Source organism: Streptomyces sp. NPDC017991 (assembly GCF_044328075.1).
In the GTDB taxonomy this organism is placed as follows: domain Bacteria; phylum Actinomycetota; class Actinomycetes; order Streptomycetales; family Streptomycetaceae; genus Streptomyces.
This window is the reverse complement of record NZ_JBIRGP010000002.1, coordinates 919,772-942,890: the sequence shown is the minus strand read 5'-3', so window position 1 is coordinate 942,890 and position 23,119 is coordinate 919,772. Positions and strand designations below refer to the sequence as shown.

18 protein-coding genes and 2 rRNA genes are annotated in these 23,119 nt (G+C 70.7%); 12 read left to right on the top strand and 8 right to left on the bottom strand.

Annotated elements, in window-relative coordinates; genetic code table 11:
- Positions 1–74 (top strand): 23S ribosomal RNA (locus ACH4DZ_RS08620); the annotation flags it as partial.
- A 112-nt stretch (positions 75–186) separates the two neighbouring features.
- Positions 187–303, top strand: a 5S ribosomal RNA gene (rrf, locus tag ACH4DZ_RS08615).
- Positions 304–402: 99 nt separating this feature from the next.
- Here rrf and ACH4DZ_RS08610 read toward each other — a convergent pair.
- Genes ACH4DZ_RS08610 through ACH4DZ_RS08590 form a run of 5 tightly spaced genes read right to left on the bottom strand, consistent with a single transcriptional unit; the run spans position 403 to position 6,013 of the window.
- Positions 403–1,713 carry a DUF58 domain-containing protein gene (locus ACH4DZ_RS08610; RefSeq protein ID WP_398286195.1) on the bottom strand — a complete coding sequence of 437 codons (1,311 nt, stop codon included), beginning with the start codon at positions 1,711–1,713 and terminating at the stop codon, positions 403–405.
- A complete protein-coding gene (locus ACH4DZ_RS08605) occupies positions 1,713–2,705 on the bottom strand; it encodes an AAA family ATPase (protein ID WP_398286194.1) in 993 nt (330 codons plus the stop codon). Before ACH4DZ_RS08605 ends, ACH4DZ_RS08610 begins: the two co-directional genes overlap by 1 nt.
- Positions 2,702–3,910: a DUF4350 domain-containing protein gene (locus ACH4DZ_RS08600; RefSeq protein ID WP_398286193.1), complete on the bottom strand. Its 1,209-nt coding sequence runs from the start codon at positions 3,908–3,910 to the stop codon at positions 2,702–2,704. Before ACH4DZ_RS08600 ends, ACH4DZ_RS08605 begins: the two co-directional genes overlap by 4 nt.
- Positions 3,907–4,602, bottom strand: a complete 696-nt coding sequence (locus tag ACH4DZ_RS08595; protein WP_398286192.1) for a DUF4129 domain-containing protein — start codon at positions 4,600–4,602, stop codon at positions 3,907–3,909. The genes ACH4DZ_RS08600 and ACH4DZ_RS08595 overlap by 4 nt, the downstream gene beginning before the upstream one ends.
- 4 nt (positions 4,603–4,606) lie before the next feature.
- The gene (locus tag ACH4DZ_RS08590) at positions 4,607–6,013 is read right to left on the bottom strand and encodes a glycerophosphoryl diester phosphodiesterase membrane domain-containing protein (RefSeq protein ID WP_398286191.1); all 1,407 of its coding nucleotides are present in this window, start codon (positions 6,011–6,013) and stop codon (positions 4,607–4,609) included.
- 140 nt (positions 6,014–6,153) lie between these two features.
- Between ACH4DZ_RS08590 and mtnA the strand changes: the two genes are divergently transcribed.
- The 7 genes from mtnA to ACH4DZ_RS08555 all read left to right on the top strand — a co-directional run bounded on the left by mtnA (position 6,154) and on the right by ACH4DZ_RS08555 (position 14,910).
- Positions 6,154–7,299: an S-methyl-5-thioribose-1-phosphate isomerase gene (gene mtnA, locus ACH4DZ_RS08585; RefSeq protein WP_398286190.1), complete on the top strand. Its 1,146-nt coding sequence runs from the start codon at positions 6,154–6,156 to the stop codon at positions 7,297–7,299.
- A gap of 8 nt (positions 7,300–7,307) precedes the next feature.
- Positions 7,308–7,997 carry a two-component system response regulator MtrA gene (gene mtrA, locus ACH4DZ_RS08580; protein WP_188114266.1) on the top strand — a complete coding sequence of 230 codons (690 nt, stop codon included), beginning with the start codon at positions 7,308–7,310 and terminating at the stop codon, positions 7,995–7,997.
- Position 7,998: 1 nt separating this feature from the next.
- Positions 7,999–10,068 (top strand): MtrAB system histidine kinase MtrB, encoded by a 2,070-nt coding sequence (gene mtrB, locus ACH4DZ_RS08575; RefSeq protein WP_398286189.1) that lies wholly within the window; start codon positions 7,999–8,001, stop codon positions 10,066–10,068.
- Entirely contained in the window at positions 10,058–11,911 is a 1,854-nt protein-coding gene (locus ACH4DZ_RS08570; RefSeq protein WP_398286187.1) for an LpqB family beta-propeller domain-containing protein, read from the top strand. The genes mtrB and ACH4DZ_RS08570 overlap by 11 nt, the downstream gene beginning before the upstream one ends.
- Before the next feature lie 157 nt (positions 11,912–12,068).
- Positions 12,069–12,920 carry a ComF family protein gene (locus tag ACH4DZ_RS08565; RefSeq protein WP_398286185.1) on the top strand — a complete coding sequence of 284 codons (852 nt, stop codon included), beginning with the start codon at positions 12,069–12,071 and terminating at the stop codon, positions 12,918–12,920.
- A gap of 315 nt (positions 12,921–13,235) precedes the next feature.
- Positions 13,236–13,928 (top strand): ribosome hibernation-promoting factor, HPF/YfiA family, encoded by a 693-nt coding sequence (gene hpf, locus ACH4DZ_RS08560; RefSeq protein ID WP_398286246.1) that lies wholly within the window; start codon positions 13,236–13,238, stop codon positions 13,926–13,928.
- A gap of 235 nt (positions 13,929–14,163) precedes the next feature.
- Positions 14,164–14,910, top strand: coding sequence for a response regulator (locus ACH4DZ_RS08555; protein ID WP_398286183.1), 747 nt, complete (start codon positions 14,164–14,166; stop codon positions 14,908–14,910).
- Positions 14,911–15,069: 159 nt separating this feature from the next.
- Here the strand turns inward: ACH4DZ_RS08555 and ACH4DZ_RS08550 are convergent, their stop codons facing one another.
- Together ACH4DZ_RS08550 and ACH4DZ_RS08545 are read right to left on the bottom strand one after the other, a co-directional pair.
- Positions 15,070–16,272 carry a winged helix-turn-helix domain-containing protein gene (locus ACH4DZ_RS08550; protein WP_398286182.1) on the bottom strand — a complete coding sequence of 401 codons (1,203 nt, stop codon included), beginning with the start codon at positions 16,270–16,272 and terminating at the stop codon, positions 15,070–15,072.
- A 71-nt stretch (positions 16,273–16,343) separates the two neighbouring features.
- A complete protein-coding gene (locus ACH4DZ_RS08545) occupies positions 16,344–16,922 on the bottom strand; it encodes a GNAT family N-acetyltransferase (RefSeq protein WP_398286181.1) in 579 nt (192 codons plus the stop codon).
- Between the two features lie 245 nt (positions 16,923–17,167).
- Here ACH4DZ_RS08545 and secA point away from each other — a divergent pair, with 245 nt between their 5' ends.
- Positions 17,168–20,011, top strand: a complete 2,844-nt coding sequence (gene secA / locus ACH4DZ_RS08540; RefSeq protein ID WP_398286180.1) for a preprotein translocase subunit SecA — start codon at positions 17,168–17,170, stop codon at positions 20,009–20,011.
- Positions 20,012–20,462: 451 nt separating this feature from the next.
- On the opposite strand, the gene ACH4DZ_RS08535 is transcribed toward secA, so the two are convergent.
- Complete coding sequence (locus tag ACH4DZ_RS08535; protein WP_398286178.1) at positions 20,463–20,957, bottom strand: Rv3235 family protein; 495 nt, start codon at positions 20,955–20,957, stop codon at positions 20,463–20,465.
- A 338-nt stretch (positions 20,958–21,295) separates the two neighbouring features.
- Here ACH4DZ_RS08535 and ACH4DZ_RS08530 point away from each other — a divergent pair, with 338 nt between their 5' ends.
- Both ACH4DZ_RS08530 and ACH4DZ_RS08525 read left to right on the top strand, forming a co-directional pair.
- Positions 21,296–21,811, top strand: a complete 516-nt coding sequence (locus tag ACH4DZ_RS08530) for a DUF6912 family protein (protein WP_398286177.1) — start codon at positions 21,296–21,298, stop codon at positions 21,809–21,811.
- 95 nt (positions 21,812–21,906) lie between these two features.
- On the top strand, positions 21,907–22,572 hold the full coding sequence (locus tag ACH4DZ_RS08525) for an HAD family hydrolase (protein ID WP_398286175.1): 666 nt from the start codon (positions 21,907–21,909) through the stop codon (positions 22,570–22,572).
- Positions 22,573–23,119 lie beyond the last annotated feature (547 nt).

Here is a 23,119-nt window from a genome sequence, read left to right as displayed (position 1 = left end):
GGTTGATAGGCCGGATGTGGAAGCCCTGTAAGGGGTGAAGCTGACCGGTACTAATAGGCCGAGGGCTTGTCCTCAGTTGCTCGCGTCCACTGTGTTGGTTCTGAAACCACGAACAACCCCACACCCCTTTTATGTGTGGCCACAGGGGGGTGTGGTGCGGGTGTTTGAATCAGAGTTTCATCGTGTTTCGGTGGTCATAGCGTGAGGGAAACGCCCGGTTACATTCCGAACCCGGAAGCTAAGCCTTACAGCGCCGATGGTACTGCAGGGGGGACCCTGTGGGAGAGTAGGACGCCGCCGAACAAATATTACAGGAAAGCCCCCGCACTTCGGTGCGGGGGCTTTTTTGCGTTTGCCTCCTGTCATGCGTTCTCCCTTTTCGGGGGAAGGGGAGAAGCAGGTTCAGAGGCGGCCTGCGGCTTTGAGAGCCAGGTATGCGTCCGCCAGGGCCGGCGGCAGGTTGTCCGGAGTCGCGTCCACGACAGTGACACCGTGACGAGTCAGTTGTTCCGCCGTGCGGTGGCGTTCCGCCTGGGCCTGCGCTGCGGCGGCGGCCTCGTACACGGACTCTGTGCTGCCCCGTGCCGTGGCCATGCGCTCGATGTGCGGGTCGGAGACCGAGGCGACGAGGACCGTGTGGCGCTGGGTGAGGCGGGAGAGTACGGGCAGCAGGCCCTCCTCGATGGGGGCCGCGTCCAAGGTCGTGAGGAGCACGATCAGGGAGCGGCGCGGGGCCGTGCGGAGCGCGGTGGAGGTGAGGCCGCGGGCGTCCGTCTCGACGAGTTCCGGTTCGAGGCGTGCCATGGCGTTGACCAGCGAAGGAAGCACGTCGCCTGCGGCGCGTCCCTGTACCAGGGCGCGAACCCGGCGGTCGTAGGCGAGCAGGTCCACCCGGTCGCCGGCGCGGGACGCGAGAGCCGCCAGGAGGAGGGCCGCGTCCATGGAGGCGTCGAGGCGGGGGGCGTTACCGACTCGGCCCGCGGCTGTGCGGCCCGTGTCGAGGATCAGGAGGATGTGCCTGTCGCGTTCGGGACGCCAGGTGCGTACGGCGACTCTTGGTCGGCGGGCGGTGGCCCGCCAGTCGATCGAGCGCGTGTCGTCACCGGGGACGTAGTCACGCAGGCTGTCGAACTCGGTTCCCTCACCGCGTGTCAGCACGCTGGTGCGGCCGTCGAGTTCGCGCAGGCGGGCCAGCTTCGAGGGGAGGTGCTTGCGGCTGGTGAAGGGGGGCAGGACGCGTACCGTCCAGGGGATTTTGTGATTGCCCTGGCGGGCGAAGAGGCCCAGAGGACCGTATGAGCGGATGGTGACGCGGTCGGCCTGGCGGTCGCCGCGGCGGGTGGGGCGCAGGCGGGTCGTGACGCGTCGGCGTTCGCCTGCGGGGACTGTCAGGCGGTGGCGGGACGCGGTGACCTCTGTGCCCGGCTGCCAGCTGCTGGGGGGCCAGGCGTCGCGGATGCGGGCGCGCAGGGGGCGGCCCGACGGGTTGGTGACCGTGAGGGTGACGTCGGCGGTTTCGCCGAGGCGTACGGAGGTGTCGCCGGAGCGGGTCAGGCCCAGGCGGCGTACCGGTGCCGCCAGGGCGAAGTCGCAGGCGCAGGCGAGGGCCAGGGGGGCGTTGACGGCGAGGATGCCCGTCCAGCCGGGCTCCCAGATGCCCACCGGGAGGGTGCCGAGGGCCGCGAGGAGGGCGGTGCGGCCGGTGAGGGCCATCAGCGGGGAACGGGGACGTGGGAGAGGATCGCGTTGATGACCGAGTCGGCCGTCACACCCTCCATCTCGGCTTCCGGGCGGAGCTGGACGCGGTGGCGGAGGGTCGGCAGCGCGAGGGCCTTCACGTCGTCCGGGATGACGTAGTCGCGGCCTGTCAGCCACGCCCAGGCGCGGGCCGTGGCCAGGAGCGCCGTCGCGCCACGGGGGGAGACACCGAGGGTGAGGGACGGCGATTCGCGGGTGGCGCGGCAGATGTCCACTACGTAGCCGGTGATTTCGGGGGAGACCGCGGTCTTGGCGACGGCCGCGCGGGCGGCTTCGAGGTCGGCCGGGCCCGCGACGGGACGTATGCCTGCGGCGCGCAGGTCACGGGGGTTGAAGCCCTCGGCGTGCCGGGTGAGGACGTTGATCTCGTCCTGCCGGGACGGGAGCGGGATCGTCAGCTTGAGGAGGAAACGGTCCAGCTGCGCTTCCGGGAGGGGGTACGTGCCCTCGTACTCGACCGGGTTCTGGGTCGCGGCGACCAGGAACGGTTCGGGGAGCGGGCGGGGGGTGCCGTCGACCGTCACCTGGCGTTCCTCCATGGCCTCCAGGAGGGACGACTGGGTCTTCGGAGGGGTGCGGTTGATCTCATCCGCGAGGAGGAGGTTCGTGAAGACCGGGCCGGGCTGGAAGGAGAACTCGGCGGTGCGGGCGTCGTAGACGAGGGAGCCCGTGATGTCGCTCGGCATCAGGTCAGGGGTGAACTGGACGCGCTTGGTGTCGAGTTCCAGCGCGGAGGCGAGAGCCCGGACGAGCAGGGTCTTGGCCACTCCGGGGACGCCCTCCAGCAGGACGTGTCCGCGGCACAGGAGGGCGACGACGAGGCCGGTCACTGCGGGGTCCTGGCCGACCACGGCTTTGGCGATCTCGGCGCGCAGGGCTTCCAGGGAGGCGCGGGCGGTGGCTGCATCCCCGGTGTTCCCGGCGTTGTCAGTGGTCGGGGCCATCATGGACGGCGTACCTCTCTTTCGAGGGCGTCGAGTTGGTCGGCGAGTGCGATGAGGGCCGCGTCGTCGCGGGGCGGCGGCCCGAAGAGCAGGGAGTGCAGGGCCTGTCCTTCCTGGCGGAGCCGGGCGGACAGGGCGGGGAGCAGGGCTTCGGGCGCGTGCGCCTGAGCGGGGGATACGCCGACGAGGGGGGCGAGGCGAGTGCGGGTGGTGGAGCGGAGAGCTCCCGCGGCACGGTCGCGGGCGTTGGACTTGCGGTAGAGGCGGGCGCGGCCTTCGACGGTCTCGGAGGCGCGGATCGCGACGGGGAGCCGTTCGGGGACGAGCGGGCCGAGGCGGCGGGCGCGCCAGAGGGCGGCCAGCAGCGCGGCGATGAAGAGCTGCAGCGTGCCCCAGAGCCAGCCGGAGGGGACCAGGTCGAGGAAGCTGCGGTCGCCGGCGTCGGTGGCCGAGTCGTCGGAGAGCGAGGGGAGGTACCACACCACGTGGGTGCGGGAGCCGAGGAGTTGAAGCGCGAGGGAGGCGTTGCCCTGCTGGTCGAGGCGGTCGTTCCGCAGGATGTCGGGCGCGCCGAGTACGACGGTGTCGCCGTCCCCTTCGGAGGCGGGGAGGCGCAGCAGGGTGGGCAGGCCGTCGCTGGCATAGCAGGTGTCGGCGCCGGGTGTCTGCGTCCTGTACCGGATGCCGCCCGTGTCGGCGGTGCCCGCTCGTCGGGCGGCGGGCAGGGCGCAGCCGGGGGAGAGCGTGGAGTCGTAGCTGGGTGTGGCGTCCGCGTCGACTCCGGGGGCGAGGGTGCCGACGGACGGGGTGCCGGGGGCGACGAGGACGGTGCGGCCGCCGGAAGTCCTGTACGAGGCGTGCAGGCGGACCTGTTGACGGTCGGTCAGCAGGTCGGGGCGGGCGACCAGGAGGGTCGTGTCGGGGCCGGCCGCGGTGCTCGCCTCGGCCAGGGTGGTGACCACGCGCGTGGACACGCCCCGGTCGGCGAGGAGTTCGGCGACGGCGCGGCTGCCGGTGGCGTCGGCGGAGCGCGGGTCGAGGCTGCCGTGCTGGGCGCCGGAGCGTACGACGGCGATGGCGACGGCGGCCACCAGGAGGATCACGAGTGCGAGCAGGATGCCGCGCGAGCGGGTCCACACCTGGCGGACGGTGGGCGAGGCCGAGGTGGAGGGTGGGGCCGGGGCCGCCGTGGGGGCGGTGGGTGTCATGTGGTGGCCCCCCGGCCGGCGCTGCTGGTGAGGACCGGTCTGGTGCGTTCCAGGTCCTGGTCGAGCTGTGCTAGGCGGTGGTACGTCTCCGGGGCGGCGGTTCGGCCGCCGTACGTGACGTCGTCGAAGTCCCGTGCCGCGGCGCGCAGTCGGTCCGTGTGGGCGGGCAGGGTGCGGCCCGCTTCCGCGGCGGCCTCGTCGGCGGTGCGTCCGGGGCGGGGGTCGAGCAGGGCGCGTTCCTCCAGGGAGCGGACGACGGCGCGCATGCGTTCCTGGACGGCCTGGTTCCAGTGGTGCTGGGCCGCGTGTGCCTCGGCGGACGCGCGGTGCTCGGCCGCGCTGCGTGGCCGGTCGTCGAAGAGCGGGGCGGTCGAGGTCGGCCCCCGGCGGGGGGAGCCGAGGCGCCACCAGAGGGCACCGACGAGTGCCAGGACCGCCAGGACGACGACCAGGAGGCCGAGTCCGCCTCCGGGGGTCGCCGAGGAGGCCGCGCCGAGCAGTTTGTCGACCCACTTCCAGAAGGCGTCCAGGGCCTGGCGGAGGAGGCCGGGATCGTTCTCGTGGTACATCCGCTTGGACAGTTCGCGCCGGGCGGCCTCCCGCGCGGGATCGCGCGGGACGGTCACCGGTGGTTCGCCGTCGGCGCGTGGCAGCGCCAGTACCGCGGTGAGAACTCCCCCCGCCGGGCTCACTCCGTCAGCTCCCCGGGGTCGGGCCGGGGGCGCCGGAGCCGTGGTCCTGGATGCCGGCCGCGCGGGCCAGGTCGAGGTCGAGGGCCTCGCGGCGGATGCGCTGGTCGATGTAGAGGAGCACGGTGACACCGGCGGTGATCGGGAAGGTGAGCATGGAGCCGATCACCGAGCCGATGCCGCTCACGATGAGGAACGTCCAGCCGAGGTCGCCGGTGCCGCTGTCGAGCAGGCTGCCGATGCCGTCTCCGCCGAGCGCGGAGGCGAGGAAGGCGAACGGGATCACGATGATCGACGCGACGATGTTCGCGATGATCGTGGCGAGGAGCTGGATGCCGAAGACCCGCCACCAGGAGCCGCGGACCAGCTTCGCGGAACGGCTCAGCGACTTCCGGACGCTCTGCTTCTCCAGCATCAGGGCCGGCGAGGCCAGGGAGAAGCGGATCATCATCCAGAGTGCGACGACGGCCGCGGCCAGGCCGCCGAGGGCGCTGAGTGCGACGGCGCCGTCGCCGCCGCCCGCGAGGCCGACGAGGACGCCGGGCAGGATGCCCACGGCGACGATCGCGGCCGCGATGAGCGGCAGCAGGAAGGTCAGGCCGAAGAGCTTGAGCAGCTGGGGCCGGGCGTCGCGCCAGGCCTCGGCGGTGGTCACCGACTTACCGAGGACGGCGCGGCTGGTCACGGTCGTGAGCAGGGCTGTCGCGACGATCGTGCCCAACAGGGTGATCAGCAGGACGACGCCGGAGTTCAGCAGGGTGTCGCCCATGGCGCGGGACAGTTCGCCCGCGGTGGCGCTGGGGTCGTCGAGGACGTCCGTGCTGGCGCTGTCGTCCAGGACGAGGCCTTGGAGCAGGATTACGAGGATCTGGGTGAAGACCGCGACGGCCAGCGAGATTCCGAGGACCGTGCGCCAGTGCGTGCGCATGGTCGACACCGCGCCGTCGAGGATCTCACCGACGCCGAGCGGGCGGAGCGGGATCACGCCGGGCTTGGCCGCGGGCGGGGGGCCTCCCCAGCCGCCGCCCCAGCCGGGGTAGCCGCCCGGACCGGGTCCGTAGCCGCCGCCGGGGCCACCAGGGCCTCCGTAACCTCCGGGGGCGCCGTATCCGCCGGGGCCCGCGGGAGGTTGGCCGCCCCAGCCGGGGCCGGGCGGCGGTGGTGGCGGGGTCTGGGGCGGGGCGCCCTGCGGGCCGGCGCCGGGCGAGGGCCACTGGGCGGGCGGGGGCTGCTCCTTGGACCAGTTCGGGCCCGGGCCGGACGGGGCGGGGCCGGGCTGCCCCGGTCCGTCCGCGGGCTCCGGGGACGCGGGCCGGTCCGCGGGCCGGGCAGGGCCGGAAGGCGTCGGCTCCTGTCCGTTCTGCCCGTCGGAGGGGGCAGATCCGGGCGATGCCCAGCCCGGAGTGTCGTTCATCGTCGCTCCTTCACGGTGCCCGCCCGCGGTCGCGGCGGCAGGTTGGCTGCCATCGTGCCACGGTGCGGCCGGGAAGTGACCGGCCGCCGTATGGGCTGCACACCTTCAATTGTCTGCCCCGTACGGGGCAGACTGAGCAGATGGCTGATCAGTACGCGCAAATCCGCGAGGACAACCGGCCCATCGAGATACCTGCGATCCGGTGGGACGAGCCGCCGGAGGGACCCGTGCTGGTCCTCCTCGACCAGACGAGGCTGCCCGCCGAAGAGGTCGAGCTGGTGTGCACGGACGCGTCCGCGCTGGTGGAGGCGATCCGCTCGCTCGCCGTGCGCGGGGCGCCTCTCCTCGGGATCGCGGGGGCGTACGGAGTCGCTCTCGCCGCCGCCCGGGGGTTCGACGTGGACGACGCGGCGGCCTCGCTCGCGAGTGCGCGGCCCACCGCGGTGAACCTCTCGTACGGAGTCCGCCGGGCGCAGGAGGCCCACCTCGCGGTGTTGCGGGCCGGTGGCGGCCAGGAGCAGGCCGCGGCGGCCGCGCTGGCTGCCGCGCGGGCGCTGCACAAGGAAGACGCCGAGGCCAGCGGGCATATGGCCGTGCACGGGCTGGCGCTGCTCGACGAACTGCTGCCCGGGGGCAACCACCGGATCCTCACGCACTGCAACACCGGCGCGCTGGTCTCGGGCGGGGAGGGCACGGCGTTCGCTGTGGCGCTCGCGGCGCACCGGGTGGGGCGGCTGCGCAGGCTCTGGGTGGACGAGACGCGTCCGTTGCTGCAGGGTGCTCGCCTGACCTCCTATGAGGCGGCGCGCGCCGGAATGGCGTACACCTTGCTCACGGACAACGCTGCCGGGTCATTGTTCTCGGCGGGAGAGGTGGATGCGGTGCTCATCGGAGCGGACCGGATCGCCGCCGACGGTTCGGTGGCGAACAAGGTGGGGAGCTATCCGCTCGCGGTGCTGGCCAGGTACCACCATGTGCCGTTCATCGTGGTGGCACCGTTGACGACGGTGGACCGGGACACTCCGAACGGGGCATCGATCGAGGTCGAGCAGCGTGCCGGTCATGAAGTGACAGAGATCACAGCACCTTTGGTGCCCGTGGCGGGAGTCGAAGCGGGAGGCGGGATACCGGTGGCACCCCTGGGGACCCAGGCGTACAACCCGGCGTTCGACGTGACGCCGCCCGAGTTGGTGACGGCGATCGTCACCGAGGCGGGCGTCGTGTCGCCCGTGACGGCCGAGGCGCTCGCGGAGCTGTGTGACAGGTCACGCCAGGTAACGATTTAGTTAATGGGATGATGTCGTTTATGAAGGGACGAGTCCTTGTCGTCGATGACGACACCGCACTGGCCGAGATGCTCGGCATTGTGTTGCGTGGTGAAGGTTTTGAGCCGTCTTTCGTAGCCGACGGCGACAAGGCGCTGGCCGCTTTCCGTGAGAGCAAGCCCGACCTGGTGCTCCTGGACCTGATGCTTCCCGGCCGGGACGGCATCGAGGTGTGCCGCCTGATCAGGGCGGAGTCCGGGGTACCGATCGTGATGCTCACAGCGAAGAGCGACACCGTCGATGTCGTGGTCGGCCTTGAGTCGGGTGCGGACGACTACATCGTGAAGCCGTTCAAGCCAAAGGAGCTGGTGGCCCGGATCCGGGCCAGGCTGCGCAGGTCGGAGGAGCCGGCGCCCGAACAGCTCGCGATCGGCGATCTGGTCATCGACGTGGCCGGTCACTCTGTGAAGCGGGACGGCGCCTCGATCGCGCTCACCCCGCTGGAGTTCGACCTGCTGGTGGCGCTGGCCCGCAAGCCGTGGCAGGTGTTCACCCGTGAGGTGCTCCTGGAGCAGGTGTGGGGCTACCGGCACGCGGCGGACACCCGTCTGGTGAACGTCCACGTGCAGCGGCTGCGCTCCAAGGTCGAGAAGGACCCGGAGCGTCCGGAGATCGTGGTGACCGTCCGTGGCGTCGGTTACAAGGCCGGACCGAGCTGACGTGTCCCGGGACAGTGCCGCTTCGGCGCCCGGTGAGCCGGGGGTCCGCTCGGGGCGGCCTGTCGGCCGGAGGATGACGGGCTCCCGCTGGGGCCGGTTCGTCGAGGGCGGGCTGCTCCAGGGCGGAGTCCAGGGCAGCCCGGTCTTTCGGCTGTTCATGCGCTGGGTGCGCCGTCCGCTGCTGCCGGTCATGCGGCTGTGGCGGCGCAACATCCAGCTCAAGGTCGTCGCCACCACCCTGCTGATGTCGCTCGGTGTCGTCCTGCTGCTGGGTTTCGTCGTGATCGGGCAGGTGCGCAACGGTCTGCTGGACGCCAAGGTGAAGGCCTCCCAGAGCCAGGCCACCGGCGGGTTCACGGTCGCCAAGCAGGAGGCCGACAGCGCGGCGGGCGCGGGCGGGGACGACCGCTCCGGGCCGGACGACAACCCCGTCCAGAACGTCAGCGGATGGATGAGCTCTCTCGTCGAGTCGCTCTCCAGCGGCGGCCAGGGCGCGTTCAGCGTCGTCACGCTCAGCACCACCTCCGCGGACAGCAGCAGCCGGGGCCTGGGCCCGCGTGCGTCGGGGTACGTGGACTGGAGCCTCAGCGTGCCCCAGGACCTGCGCGAGCGGGTGGACGCCGGCACGGGCGCGGCCCAGAGCTACACGCGGATCGTCTACACCAACGGCCAGGACTCCCAGCCGGCGCTGATCATCGGCACGCAGGTCAACGACCCCAAGGGCGATCCGTACCAGCTGTACTACCTCTTCCCGCTCACGCAGGAGGAGAAGTCGCTCAGCCTGGTCAAGGGGACCCTCGCCACGGCGGGGCTGTTCGTCGTGGTGCTGCTCGGGGCGATCGCCTGGCTCGTGGTGCGCCAGGTCGTCACGCCCGTACGGATGGCCGCCGGGATCGCGGAGCGGCTGTCCGCCGGGCGCCTCCAGGAACGTATGAAGGTCACCGGTGAGGACGACATCGCGCGCCTCGGTGAGGCCTTCAACAAGATGGCCCAGAACCTCCAGCTGAAGATCCAGCAGCTGGAGGACCTGTCACGGATGCAGCGGCGGTTCGTGTCCGACGTGTCGCACGAGCTGCGTACGCCGCTGACGACCGTGCGGATGGCGGCCGATGTCATCCACGACGCGCGCGTGGACTTCGATCCGATGACCGCCCGGTCGGCCGAGCTGCTCGCCGACCAGCTGGACCGTTTCGAGACGCTGCTGGCGGATCTCCTGGAGATCAGCCGCTTCGACGCCGGCGCGGCGGCCCTGGAGGCCGAGCCGATAGACCTGCGGGAGGTCGTCCGCAGGGTCATCAGCGGGGCGGAGCCGCTCGCCGAGCGCAAGGGCACCCGGATACGGGTCGTCGGGGATCAGCAGCCCGTGGTCGCCGAGGCGGACGCCCGACGGGTGGAGCGGGTGCTGCGCAACCTCGTGGTCAACGCCGTGGAGCACGGCGAGGGCAAGGATGTCGTGGTCAAGCTCGCGTCCGCGGGCGGGGCCGTCGCGGTCGCGGTGCGCGACTACGGAGTGGGGCTCAAGCCCGGTGAGGCGACCCGGGTGTTCAGCCGCTTCTGGCGGGCCGATCCGGCACGCGCGCGTACCACCGGCGGTACGGGTCTGGGCCTGTCCATCGCCCTGGAGGACGCGCGGCTGCACGGCGGATGGCTGCAGGCGTGGGGCGAACCGGGCGGCGGCTCGCAGTTCCGGCTGACGGTGCCCCGGACGGCCGACGAGCCGCTGCGGGGCTCGCCGATACCGCTGGAGCCCAAGGACTCGCGGCGCAACCGCGGCCTGAACGACGCGGGGCTGCCCCTCGGCGGCACGCAGAAGCTGGCGACGGTGCCGGCGCAGCCCGCCGAGCGGGCCGTGCCGCCGATGCCGTCGCGCGACCCCAGGGTGGCGGGCGCGGTGGATCCGGCGGCGCTGCCCGGCAGCGGGGCACGCGTGGTGCCGCGGCCCGCCGCGGAGACCAGAGGGCCCGTCGCGGCACCGGAAGAGGCGTCCGGAGCGGCGTCGTCCGAGGACGGGCCGCAAGCCGGCGGGCAGCCGGAACAGCTGAAGCATGGGGAGGGGTCTCGTGGGCGCTGACCGCGATCGGGGCGGCCGTCGGCGTCCGGCACGTGTGGTGGTGTACGCCGCCTGCGGGAGCGTGCTGCTGGCCGGGTGCGCGTCGATGCCGGACGAAGGGGACCTGCGGGATGTCGAGGCCTCCCAGCGGCCGGACGCGCAGGTCAGGGTCTTCGCCATGCCACCGCGGGAGAACGCGCAGCCCGAGGAGATAGTCCAGGGCTTCCTCGAAGCGCTGACCAGCGACGACCCGCGATTCGAGACGGCCCGAAAGTACCTGACCGAAGGCGCGTCCAAGAAGTGGCGTCCGAACGCGTCGACGACGGTGCTCGCGGACGGACCTAACACCGTGGCGGAGCACAGCGGCAGCAGGGAGGCGACCGGCGACTACGCGTACTCGCTGATCGGCACCAAGGTCGCCACCGTGGACTCGCAGTTCGCCTACAAGCCCGCCGAGGGGGCGTACGACGAGATCGTGCACCTCTCGGAACAGAAGACGGCGGACGGGGCCAAGGAGTGGCGCATCGACGCCCTGCCGGCCGGCCTGGTGATGGGGATGTCCGACTTCCAGCGCAACTACGAGTCCGTCAACAAGTACTACTTCGCCTCGAACACGCAGGGCAGGACCGGCGACCAGCTCGGCGCGGTCGCCGACCCCGTCTACGTACGGGAGCAGGTGGACCCGGTGACACAGATGGTCCGCTCGGTCCTCAAGGGGCCCACGAGCTGGCTCAAGCCGGTGGTCAGGTCGAGCTTCCCCACCGGTACGGCGCTCAAGAAGGGCGTCAAGACGCTGACGCCCGACGACCAGAACCGGCTGACTGTGCCGCTGAACGCGAAGGCCGACCGGGTCGGGCAGTCCAAGTGCACGGAGATGGCCGCCCAGATCCTGTTCACGCTCCAGGACCTGACGCCCACGGGCATCGACGAGGTGGAGCTGCAGCGTTCGGACGGCACGCAGTCGTGCGCGGTGAACAACAACCAGGCGGAGATCTACGTCGTCCACGGTCCGGCCAAGCGGGCCGAGTACGAGTACTTCATCGACGGGGAGAAGCGGCTGGTCCGGATCCCGGGGGCCGGCAGTGAGCAGGAGCCCGAGCCGGTGCCCGGTGCGCTCGGCGACGGCGACAAGGAACTGCGGGCGGCCGCCGTCTCGCGGGACGAGGACACCGCCGCCGGGGTGTCGCTCGACGGACGCTCGATGTACGTCGGGTCGCTCGCGTCCGGGGGCTCGCTCGGGGAAGCCGTGCTGCGCAGCAGAGCGACGTCGCAGGACGACGGGCTGACGACCCCCAGCTGGGACGCGAGCGGCGACCTGTGGGTGGCCGACCGCGGGCCGAAGGACTCCCGGCTGCTCCTGCTGCCGAAGGGCGCGGGCGACCCCCTGGTGGTCTCGACACCCGGTCTGGAGGGGCGGATCGAGGCGGTACGGGTGGCGGCGGACGGGGTGCGGATCGCGCTCATGGTGAGCGACGACAAGCGGACGACCCTGCTCATGGGGCGGATCGAACGCGGGGACTCCGAGGGCGCGAGCGGGAAGGACACCGTCGCGATCCATGAACTGCGCTCCGTGGCACCGCAGCTGGAGGAGGTCACGGCCATGTCCTGGGCCGGCGACAGCCGCCTGGTCGTGGTCGGGCGCGAGGCGCGCGGTGTGCAGCAGATCCAGTACGTCCAGGTCGACGGGTCCACGCCGGTCGGCCCGGCTCCCTCCGCGCTCACCGGCGTGAAGGAGATCGCCGCCTCCGAGGACGAACGGCTGCCGCTGGTGGCGCACTCGGAGGACGGGATCGTGCGGCTGTCGACCGGTTCGCAGTGGCAGACCGTGGTCAAGACGGGGATGGCGCCGGTCTATCCGGGCTGAGTTCGTCGGGCCGCTCCGCTACGGCGCGGCCCGCGTTCGCTCGTGTGGGGGACAACGTGCCGACGTGTCCGAGGAGTTGTCCACAGGTAGTTGTCCACAGGGCTGGCCGGGGCGCTCCGGCTTTTGGCAGAGTGGTGGGCAGGCGGGGGTGGTGGGCATGCGGGGGTGGTGGCGGGACCTCACCGACCTGGTGCTTCCGACCGAGTGCGGAGGCTGTGGACGGCCTCGCACGGTGCTCTGCCCGAAGTGCCGTGCCGCTCTGACGGGAGACGCGCCGGGCCGTGTACGACCGGATCCGGAGCCGCCGGGGCTGCCGGTGGTGCACGCGGCGGCTCCGTACGAGGACCAGGTGCGGGCGGCGCTCCTCGCCCACAAGGAACGGGGGGCGTTGACGCTCGCCGGGCCGCTGGGAGCGGCGCTGGCGGGGGCTGTACGGGCCGGACTCGGGCCCGGTGGACGGGACGGTGCGGTGGGCTCCGGTGTGCCGGTGCTGCTCGTACCGGTGCCGTCGGCGCGGTGGGCGGTGCGGGCGCGCGGGCACGACCCGGTGCGGCGGATCGCGTTCGCCGCGGCGGCCGGGCTGCGGAGTTCCGGGACGTCGGCCCGGGTGGTGGCCGTGCTGCGCCAGCGGCGTGCCGTGGCCGACCAGTCGGGGCTCGACTCACGGCAGCGGCTGGACAATCTCGCCGGTGCCCTGGAGGTGGCCCCGGGTGGTGCACGGCTGCTGGCCGGCGCCGGGCGGGTCGTTCTCGTCGACGACTTGATGACGACCGGCGCGTCCTTGGCCGAGGCGGCGCGGGCCCTGAGGGCCGTTCTCCCGGAAAAAGACGGATTCTACGGACGGGTAACACCTGGAACGACGGGAGAAGGAGCGAGAAAGGCGCAGATGACAGGTGTAGGCCGGGCAGAAGCGGTCAGGGAAAAGAGAGGCGCGAACAGTGCGGATGACGGGGTTGGCGCGGCAGTGGTCGCGGCATCTCCAGCTTCTTTCGAAATAAACCGGAACTGACAGAGAAGTTGCGTCGTTGCAGGTAGTGAGAGGTTCCATTCACCTGAATGGAGGTACGCCGCAGTAGAGGGTGACGACATCCGTCCAGGCGAGATATGTTCGGTTGTGAGGGAATGGCGGACGCCGTCCCTTGCATATCGGAATGCCGCGCCGTGGGTTTTCCTCATTCACCCGGGACAGTGGGGTGGAGATCTTGCCCGCGGGGGAGGAGGAGGTGGAAGTCACCGAGTCCGAGGCTCCGGGACGCGCTGGAGCCTGGTGCAAAAAGGAGATGCTCCGCCGTCGATGCGGAGCGATCCGGGAACGGAGTTCTGCGTGGACATCGTCGTCAAGGGCCGCAAGACCGAGGTGCCCGAGCGGTTCCGCAAGCACGTGGCCGAGAAGCTGAAGCTGGAGAAGATCCAGAAGCTCGATGGCAAGGTGATCAGCCTCGACGTCGAGGTGTCCAAGGAGCTGAACCCCCGGCAGGCCGACCGATCCGACCGAGTGGAGATCACCCTTCACTCCCGCGGGCCGGTGATCCGGGCGGAGGCAGCGGCAAGCGATCCGTACGCGGCGCTGGACCTGGCGGCGGACAAGCTGGAAGCGCGGCTGCGCAAGCAGCACGACAAGCGGTACACGCGCCGCGGCGCCCGCAGGATCTCGGCCTCCGAGGTCGCCGACCACGTCCCGGACGCGGCGACGCTCGACGGGAACGGCAGTGTCGTCCACGACGAAGAGCCCGAGGCGGTGCCGACCAAGAAGATCGGCTCGCTTGAGGTGAAGGGTGACGGCCCCCTCGTCGTCCGCGAGAAGACCCACGTCGCGTCCCCGATGACGCTCGACCAGGCGCTCTACGAGATGGAACTGGTCGGGCACGACTTCTACTTGTTCGTCGACTCCGAGACCAAGGAACCGAGTGTCGTCTACCGGCGGCACGCGTACGACTACGGCGTCATCCACCTCAACACGGACCCGATGGTCGCCGAGGCGCAGCAGGGCCCGCCCGGCGGGGCGCTGGGTGGCTGACCCCGACCGGTGAGCTCCCCCCCGGCCTTCGGGCCGGGGGACGGCCCGAGCCGGTGCCCCTGGAGTGCTTGTGCGCCCCCAGGGGCACCGGTGTGCGACCCCTCAGTGCCCCGCTCTGTCATCCCGTTGTCGTCCGGGCATGAAATCATGGCCGGACCGGCCTCAACCGGTGTGTCGTCGCGCGGGGTTGGTGATGGCACAGGAACACAGGCCACGGCCTTCAGGGGGAGGAACCATGGCGGACAGCTTCGGACCGATGCGTGACGGAGATGCCGACGACGGCGTCGTCGGCATGGGCCCGGACGCGGGCTCCCCGGACAAGGAGCCCATCCGGGTCCTTGTCGTGGACGACCATGCCCTCTTCCGCCGCGGCCTGGAGATCGTGCTCGCCGCCGAGGAGGACATCCAGGTCGTCGGGGAGGCGGGGGACGGTGCGGAGGCGGTCGACAAGGCCGCCGATCTGCTGCCCGACATCGTGCTGATGGATGTGCGGATGCCCAAGCGCGGCGGGATCGAGGCGTGCACCTCCATCAAGGAGGTCGCTCCCAGCGCGAAGATCATCATGCTGACGATCAGTGACGAGGAAGCCGACCTCTACGACGCGATCAAGGCGGGGGCCACGGGTTATCTCCTGAAGGAGATCTCCACGGACGAAGTGGCCACGGCGATTCGCGCGGTGGCCGACGGGCAGTCGCAGATCAGTCCGTCCATGGCGTCGAAGCTGCTGACCGAGTTCAAGTCGATGATCCAGCGCACGGACGAGCGGCGGCTTGTGCCGGCGCCTCGGCTCACCGATCGTGAGCTGGAGGTTCTGAAGCTGGTGGCCACCGGGATGAACAACCGGGATATCGCCAAGGAGTTGTTCATCTCCGAGAACACCGTGAAGAACCATGTGCGGAACATCTTGGAGAAGCTGCAGCTGCACTCGCGGATGGAAGCGGTGGTGTACGCGATGCGGGAGAAGATTCTTGAGATTCGTTGAGCTCTGAGCCCTGACCCTGAGCTCTGACTCGGATGGGGAGGGTGGTTGAGGTTGGTTGTCGGGTGCGGGTTTGATGTGGCTGGTCGCGCCGTTCCCCGCGCCCCTTGGGGGCCCCTGCGGGGCCTTTGCGCCGTTCTCCGCGCCCCCAAGAGAGCCCCTCTAGCTGAGGGTTCTTGCTAGTTCGGCTGTCAGGGCCTCTCGGATTTCCGGGGTGTTCGCCCGCTCCACCCGGACGTTCGTGCAGTCCACCCAGGTGGCTGCTTCCAGGAGGGCCTGGGCCACTGACGGGACGGACTTGGGACTGTCCACGGTGACCTGTTTGGCGACCAGGGTGGCGCCCTCTCGGGCGGGGTCCACGCGGCCCACCAGCCGGCCGCCGGCGAGCACCGGCATGGCGAAGTAGCCGTACACGCGCTTGGGCTTGGGGACGTATGCCTCCAGGCGGTGGGTGAAGTCGAAGATCCGCTCCGTGCGGGCCCGGTCCCAGACCAGCGAGTCGAACGGCGACAGGAGCGTGGTGCGGTGACGGCCGCGCGGGGTCATCTCCAGGGCCGCGGGATCCGCCCAGGCCGCCTTCGACCAGCCCCACACCGTGACCGGGACCAGGCCCGACTCCGAGATCACCGCGTCGACCTGCTCGCGCTTGAGGCGGTGGTAGTCGGCGATGTCCGCGAGGGTGCCCACGCCCAGGGAGCGGCCCGCGAGCCGCACCAGACGGCGCAGGCACTCCATGTCGTCCAGATCGTCGTGCAGCAGCGAATCCGGGACGGCCCGCTCGGCGAGGTCGTACACCCGCTTCCAGCCGCGGCGCTCCGTGCACACCACCTCGCCGTACATCAGCGCGCGCTCGACGGCGACCTTGGTGCCCGACCAGTCCCACCACTCGCTGGTCTTCTTCGCGCCGCCCAAGTCGGTGGCCGTGAGCGGCCCTTCGGTCTTCAACTGCTTGATGACCTGCTCGTACGTGCCGTCCGGCAGCGCGTGGTTCCAGTGCGGGCGGGCGCGGTAGGCGCGGCGGCGGAAGGCGAAGTGCGGCCACTCCTCGACGGGCAGGATGCAGGCCGCGTGCGACCAGTACTCGAAGGCGTGCGGCCGGGGCGGAGTCGTGCCGACGGGTGCCGGGGTCCAGTACGCCTCGTCGACCGTCCTGCGGCCGACGGCGCCGAGCCGCGCGTACGGGATGAGTTCGTGGGAGCGGGCCAGGACGGAGATGGTGTCGAGCTGGACCGCGCCCAGGTGCCGCAGTACGCCTCGCACGCCGCCCCTGCGGTCGGGGGCTCCCAGGAATCCCTGCGCGCGCAGGGCGATCCGACGGGCCTCGTCGGCGGAGAGTTCGGCGGTCGGGCGCGGCAGACTCGTCATGGTCCGCACGATATGCGGTGCCACTGACAATCGCGTCCGGCCTGGACGAACACGGCCTGGCGGGCGGCGCGTCAGCTCTGCCGGGGTGCGGGAAGGTACGGCGCCGTCGACGGCAGTCCCAGGTCCGACGGGAGCAGGGAACCGACCCAGCAGTCGCGGCGTACGCCCTTGTTGTTGACGCCCGCGCGGAGGGTGCCCTCAAGGACGAAGCCGGCGCGTTCGGCGACCGCGAGGGAGCCCGTGTTGCCCACTTCCGCCCGCCACTCGACGCGGTCCATGGCCCGCCGGGTGAAGGCCCAGCGGCAGGCGGTGAGCGAGGCCTCGGTGATGTAGCCGTTGCCCCGGTGCTCCTTCGTCGCCCAGAAACCGATCTCGCCGACCCCCAGGCCGCGCATCGTGAGGGCGAGCATGCCGGCGAGTTCGCCACCGACCGGCAGGAAGACGCCGAAGGTGAACATCGAGCAGTCCGCCCACCCGTCGGGCACCATCTGCTCGGTGAAGGCCGTGGCGTGCTCGCGCAGATAGGGCGACGGGATCGTGGTCCAGCGCTGGATGTCGGGATCCTGGACGGCGTCGAACACGGCGTCGGTGTCGTGTGCTCCCACCGTGCGCAGCAGGAGGCGTTCGGAAGTCAGTGTGACGGGGTCCATCGGCCGATTCTGCTCGGGCTTCGGTAAGGAAGCCATCACTTTCGCACTGCGTGAGGGTGTCGTCACGTTTCGTGGCGCCGACGCGGCACCTTCCGCATCCTCCGCCCGTTGTCTCTGTGGCTGTCACATGCAGACCTCCCGGCGCGGTGGGGTCCTCGCTTACGATGGCCGTTGCTCAAGCTGTGATTTGAATCTGCCATTGAAACCGACAGTCCCAGGCCCGACCGGCAAGGAGACAAACCCTCGTGTCCGTCCTCTCGAAGATCATGCGTGCAGGCGAAGGAAAGATCCTGCGCAAGCTGCACCGCATCGCGGACCAGGTCAAGTCCATCGAAGAGGACTTCGTCGACCTCTCCGACGCCGAGCTGCGAGCCCTGACCGACGAGTACAAGCAGCGGTACGCGGACGGCGAGAGCCTCGACGACCTGCTGCCCGAGGCGTTCGCGACCGTGCGCGAGGCCGCCAAGCGCGCCCTCGGCCAGCGTCCCTACGACGTACAGATCATGGGCGGCGCCGCGCTCCACCTCGGCTACGTCGCCGAGATGAAGACCGGTGAGGGCAAGACCCTGGTCGGCACGCTGCCCGCGTATCTGAACGCCCTCTCCGGACAAGGCGTCCACCTCATCACGGTCAACGACTACCTGGCCGAGCGCGACTCCGAGATGATGGGCCGCGTCCACAAGTTCCTGGGCCTGAGCGTCGGCTGCATCCTGGCCAACATGACGCCGGCCCAGCGCCGTGAGCAGTACGGCTGCGACATCACGTACGGCACGAACAACGAATTCGGCTTCGACTACCTGCGCGACAACATGGCGTGGTCGCAGGACGAACTGGTGCAGCGCGGCCACAACTTCGCGATCGTCGACGAGGTCGACTCGATCCTGGTCGACGAGGCCCGTACGCCGCTGATCATCTCCGGCCCCGCCGACCAGGCCACCAAGTGGTACGGCGACTTCGCGAAGCTCGTCACGCGCCTGAAGAAGGGCGAGGCGGGCAACACCCTCAAGGGCATCGAGGAGACCGGCGACTACGAGGTCGACGAGAAGAAGCGCACGGTCGCCATCCACGAGCCCGGCGTCGCCAAGGTCGAGGACTGGCTGGGCATCGACAACCTCTACGAGTCGGTGAACACGCCTCTGGTGGGCTACCTGAACAACGCCATCAAGGCCAAGGAGCTCTTCAAGAAGGACAAGGACTACGTCGTCATCGACGGCGAAGTCATGATCGTCGACGAGCACACCGGCCGTATCCTCGCCGGCCGCCGCTACAACGAGGGCATGCACCAGGCGATCGAGGCGAAGGAAGGGGTGGACATCAAGGACGAGAACCAGACCCTCGCCACGATCACCCTGCAGAACTTCTTCCGCCTCTACAAGCGCCACGACCAGAACGGCAAGGAGGTTCCCGGCCTCTCCGGCATGACCGGTACGGCGATGACCGAGGCGGCCGAGTTCCACCAGATCTACAAGCTCGGTGTCGTCCCGATCCCGACCAACCGGCCCATGGTCCGCAAGGACCAGTCGGACCTGATCTACCGCACCGAGGTCGCGAAGTTCGACGCGGTGGTCGACGACATCGCCGAGAAGCACGAGAAGGGCCAGCCGATCCTCGTCGGCACCACCTCGGTCGAGAAGTCCGAGTACCTCTCGCAGCAGCTCAGCAAGCGCGGCATCCAGCACGAGGTGCTGAACGCCAAGCAGCACGACCGCGAGGCTCCGATCATCGCCCAGGCCGGCCGCAGGGGCGCCGTCACCGTCGCCACGAACATGGCCGGCCGCGGTACGGACATCAAGCTCGGCGGCAACCCCGACGACCTCGCCGAGGCGGAGCTGCGTCAGCGCGGCCTCGACCCCGAGGAGCACATCGAGGAGTGGGCCGCGGCGCTGCCGGCCGCCATGGAGCGCGCCGAGAAGGCCGTCCAGACCGAGTTCGAAGAGGTCAAGGACCTCGGCGGGCTCTATGTGCTGGGAACCGAGCGGCATGAGTCGCGGCGTATCGACAACCAGCTGCGCGGCCGTAGCGGCCGTCAGGGCGACCCGGGCGAGTCGCGCTTCTACCTGTCCCTGGGCGACGACCTGATGCGGCTCTTCAAGGCGCAGATGGTGGAGCGCGTCATGTCGATGGCGAACGTGCCGGACGACGTGCCGATCGAGAACAAGATGGTCACCCGTGCCATCGCCTCCGCCCAGTCGCAGGTCGAGACGCAGAACTTCGAGACCCGCAAGAACGTCCTCAAGTACGACGAGGTCCTCAACCGGCAGCGTGAGGTCATCTACGGCGAGCGCCGTCGCGTCCTGGAGGGCGAGGACCTGCAGGAGCAGATCCAGCACTTCATGAACGACACGATCGACGCGTACATCGACGCGGAGACCGCGGAGGGCTTCGCCGAGGAGTGGGACGTCGACCGGCTGTGGGGCGCGTTCAAGCAGCTCTACCCGGTGAAGGTCACCGTCGAGGAGCTGGAGGAGGCGGCCGGCGACCGGGCCGGTCTGACCGCCGAGTTCATCTCGGAGTCCATCAAGGACGACATCTACGAGCAGTACTCGGCGCGCGAGGAGCAGCTCGGCTCCGAGATCATGCGTGAGCTGGAGCGACGGGTCGTGCTGTCGGTCCTGGACCGCAAGTGGCGTGAGCACCTCTACGAGATGGACTACCTCCAGGAGGGCATCGGCCTGCGGGCGATGGCCCAGAAGGACCCGCTGGTCGAGTACCAGCGCGAGGGCTTCGACATGTTCACCGCCATGATGGACGGCATCAAGGAGGAGTCCGTCGGCTACCTGTTCAACCTGGAGGTCCAGGTCGAGCAGCAGGTCGAGGAGGTTCCGGTGGAGGACGCGAAGCCGTCGCTGGACAAGAAGGACGCGGTTCCCGCCGGTGGGGGTGGCCGTCCGGAGATCCGCGCCAAGGGGCTCGACGCTCCGCAGCGGCCGGACCGGCTGCACTTCTCCGCGCCGACGGTCGACGGTGAGGGCGGTGTCGTCGAGGGCGACTTCGCCACGGATGACGAGCCGGTGCGGTCGGAGTCTGATGGGCTTACGCGTGCGGAGCGGCGTAAGCAGCAGAAGGGTAGTCGGCGCCGTAAGAAGTGACTGGGCGCTCCGCGGGGTTTGTAGGGCGTGTGGGGTTCGCTCGGTGAGCGGGTGAAGGGTCGGGTGCCGTTTGGGCGCCCGGCCCTTTGCGTTGGACTTGGCCTGGCCCGGTCGGCTTGCGCCTTGCGCCTTGACCTTGGCCCCGAGGCCCCGAGGCCCCGAGGCCCCGCGGCCCCGAGGCCCCGCGGCCCCGAGGCCCCGCGGCCCCGCGGCCCCGAGGCCCCCGGCCCTTGGCCTTCCGCCCGGGAACGGGGGCGGGGCGGGGGTTGTTGGGTGCGGGGCGGTGGGGGCTGGGCGCGCAGTTCCCCGCGCCCCTGAGGAGGTGGGCTGTACCGGGCCTTGGAGGGTGCGACACGGTGAGGGCTGGGGTGTGTAGTTCCCCGCGCCCTCACAGGGCTACAGGGCTGAGAGGGGCGCGGGGAACTGTCCTGGGCGTGGGTGGGAGTGAGGGTCAGTCGTCCTGGGGCGGGGGCATGCGGGTGCCGCCCAGTTCTACTGCTGTGCAGCGCCAGCGGAGGTCCGGGCCCTGTTCCAGGCGGAAGGCCATGGCGCGGAGCTGGTCGCCGGCGCCGATGCGGGCGAAGGCCTCGACGGCGTCCGGGCGGGCCACGTAGTAGCCGATGTCCCGGACGAACGGGCGGGTGCCGCGGGTGCGGAGCGGGCTGTGCTCGGCGAGCCAGGCCAGTTCGTCGTAGGCGCGGCCCGCGGTGTGCCGGAGCATGCAGTGGACCGGGCGCCGCCCGCTCAGCACCTCGACGAGCCGGTCGGCGAAGACGTCGGTGGGGCGGGGCTGCGGGGGCGCGGAGGAGCCCGTCCTGGCCCGTGGGGTGCCCGGGGCGCCCCTCGGCGTCGTGCGCGGGCTGGCGCCGCCAGGGCGGCGCGTGTCGTGGCGGACGGGGGGTCGGGTGCCCTGGGTGCGCCTCGTCCTGGTCATCACCTTGTTCACGGCGGAACCCCATTCGTTCGGACCGGGCTGATACCGGTCGGTAACTTTCCGTTGGGGATCTTGTACGGGGCCGGGGCGAGCGGCCGCAAGCGGGCCGGGCGGGCGTCGGGACCGGCGGAATGTTCACCTATCAGGGGGACGGGAGAGGGCGGCGGGCTTGGGGGGCCCGGGGCGTACCGGGTGACGGGTGGGACGGGGGTGGACGCCCGGGCAGGGGTGGGTGCGAACTCGAAAGGGGACACCCGCACGTATCCTGAAGACCTTCCCGGAGGTGCGGGGCCCGCCCACGACACCCCCGCGGTGTCCCCACGGAACGACGTCTACGAAAGCGGTCAGCCATGCGTGTGTACGTCCCTCTGACCCTCTCCGGTCTCGCCGAGGCGTACAAGACGGGTGAGCTGGGGTCGGGACCCTTCGTCGCGTACGCCGTCACGCCCGCGCTGCGTGAGTGGTACCTCTCCGACGACATCGAGGAACTGGAGTACGCGGCGCTGAACCGGGCCGCGCTCGCCTCCCTGCGACTGGTCGCGCTCGATCCCGGTGCCCCGCGCCGGCGGGTCGTCGTCGCCGTCGACGTGCCGGACGGGGCCGCGGTCGCCGATCCCGGTCCGGGGCTCAACCCCGCGTCCCTCGGTGAGCTGAAGGTCGGCGCGGCGGTGGCACTGGCCAAGGCGGCGGCCGTACACGTCGACGCGGACGACGCGGAGGCGGAGGTGACGGCGGCGGCGGACGCGCTGGGCGCGGCGGACCGGGGCGACGACGACGCGCAGTTCGTCGTGGACGGGGCCGCGGACCACGAGCTGCTGTGGTTCGCCACGCAGGAGATTCCGAACCTGCTGGGGCTCGGCGCCTGAAGCACTCCGGGGGCGTGTTTCGCCCGGCAGGCGTTCCCGCGGCGCACTCGAAGCGCACATGGGGCTTTGTCAGTGGTGCCGGGTACTTTTTGGATATGGGGATGCGCGGAGCGACACATATCGTCTGGGACTGGAACGGGACCCTGTTCCACGACAACAAGGCAATCATCGGCGCGACGAACGCGGCGTTCGCGGAGTTGGGCATACCGGCGATCACGCTGGAGCGGTACCGGGAGCTGTACTGCGTGCCCGTGCCGAAGTTCTACGAGCGGCTGATCGGGCGGCTGCCGACGGACGAGGAGTGGGAGATCATGGACGCGATCTTCCACCGGTACTACCTGGAGCACCGGGTGGGGTGCGAACTCACCGACGGGGTGCCCGGACTGCTCGCGGAGTGGGTGTCGGCCGGGCGGAGCCAGTCGATTCTGAGCATGTACGGGCACGAGGAACTGGTCCCGCTGGTGCGCGGGTTCGGTATCGAGCCCCATTTCCTGCGGGTCGACGGGCGGACCGGGCCGTCCGGCGGCAGCAAGGCCGAGCACATGGTGCGGCATCTGAGAGCCCTGACGGGCGTGGACCCCGCTCGTACGGTGGTGATCGGGGACGCGGCGGACGACGCGATCGCGGCGCGGCATGTGGGGGCGAAGGCCGTGCTGTACACCGGGGGGTCGCACAGTCGGGCCAGCCTTGAGGGGGTGGGGGTGCCGGTGGTGGACACGCTTGCCGAAGCGGTGACTCTGGCCGAGTGGTTGGCGGCTTGAAAGTCTGGGCCTCGGGCCCTGGGCCTGCTTGAGCTCTGCGGCTCGGGCCGGCCAGCCGCCGGCCGGGGGTCGTGGATCGGGTGCGGGTTCGCTGTGGCTGGTCGCGCAGTTCCCCGCGCCCCTTAACGGCGCGGGTGCCCGCGGCCTTGAAAGGCGCAGTTCCCCGCGCCCCTTACAAGCGCGGGTGTCCGCAGGGCTGGAGGGCACGTCTTGGTGTGGGGCGGACTGTGCAAAGTGTCAAAAAGGTGATCCCTCTTTTGTACACATACGGCTCATGACGAGTCCCCCCGCAGGAGCGATAGCCTTGGCACGTGATCAGCGCGATACGTCGCGGGGGCATCGTTGCCCCTGCCCTGCGCCCGGACCGCACGGACGACATCCGTGACCGGGCGGTCGCTGGTCCCCGCGAGCGGGCAGCCGCGGAACAGGCACCGAGATCAGGGTCACACCCTCCGGTGCCGCCAAATGTGGCCGATAACGCCCCGCTCATCTCTCATCGCGGCATAGCGTCGGATCAGACCGGACACCCCGCGTCGCGGCGCTACGT

What these genes read in the sequence shown, in the direction of transcription:
- ACH4DZ_RS08550 (WP_398286182.1), bottom strand. Translation starts at nt 16,272, where the DNA reads ATGACGAGTCTGCCGCGCCCGACCGCCGAACTCTCCGCCGACGAGGCC.
- ACH4DZ_RS08555 (WP_398286183.1), top strand. Translation starts at nt 14,164, where the DNA reads ATGGCGGACAGCTTCGGACCGATGCGTGACGGAGATGCCGACGACGGC.
- ACH4DZ_RS08600 (WP_398286193.1), bottom strand. Translation starts at nt 3,910, where the DNA reads ATGACACCCACCGCCCCCACGGCGGCCCCGGCCCCACCCTCCACCTCG.
- mtnA (WP_398286190.1), top strand. Translation starts at nt 6,154, where the DNA reads ATGGCTGATCAGTACGCGCAAATCCGCGAGGACAACCGGCCCATCGAG.
- ACH4DZ_RS08610 (WP_398286195.1), bottom strand. Translation starts at nt 1,713, where the DNA reads ATGGCCCTCACCGGCCGCACCGCCCTCCTCGCGGCCCTCGGCACCCTC.
- ACH4DZ_RS08530 (WP_398286177.1), top strand. Translation starts at nt 21,296, where the DNA reads ATGCGTGTGTACGTCCCTCTGACCCTCTCCGGTCTCGCCGAGGCGTAC.
- ACH4DZ_RS08545 (WP_398286181.1), bottom strand. Translation starts at nt 16,922, where the DNA reads ATGGACCCCGTCACACTGACTTCCGAACGCCTCCTGCTGCGCACGGTG.
- ACH4DZ_RS08525 (WP_398286175.1), top strand. Translation starts at nt 21,907, where the DNA reads ATGGGGATGCGCGGAGCGACACATATCGTCTGGGACTGGAACGGGACC.
- ACH4DZ_RS08565 (WP_398286185.1), top strand. Translation starts at nt 12,069, where the DNA reads ATGCGGGGGTGGTGGCGGGACCTCACCGACCTGGTGCTTCCGACCGAG.
- ACH4DZ_RS08605 (WP_398286194.1), bottom strand. Translation starts at nt 2,705, where the DNA reads ATGATGGCCCCGACCACTGACAACGCCGGGAACACCGGGGATGCAGCC.
- ACH4DZ_RS08590 (WP_398286191.1), bottom strand. Translation starts at nt 6,013, where the DNA reads ATGAACGACACTCCGGGCTGGGCATCGCCCGGATCTGCCCCCTCCGAC.
- mtrA (WP_188114266.1), top strand. Translation starts at nt 7,308, where the DNA reads ATGATGTCGTTTATGAAGGGACGAGTCCTTGTCGTCGATGACGACACC.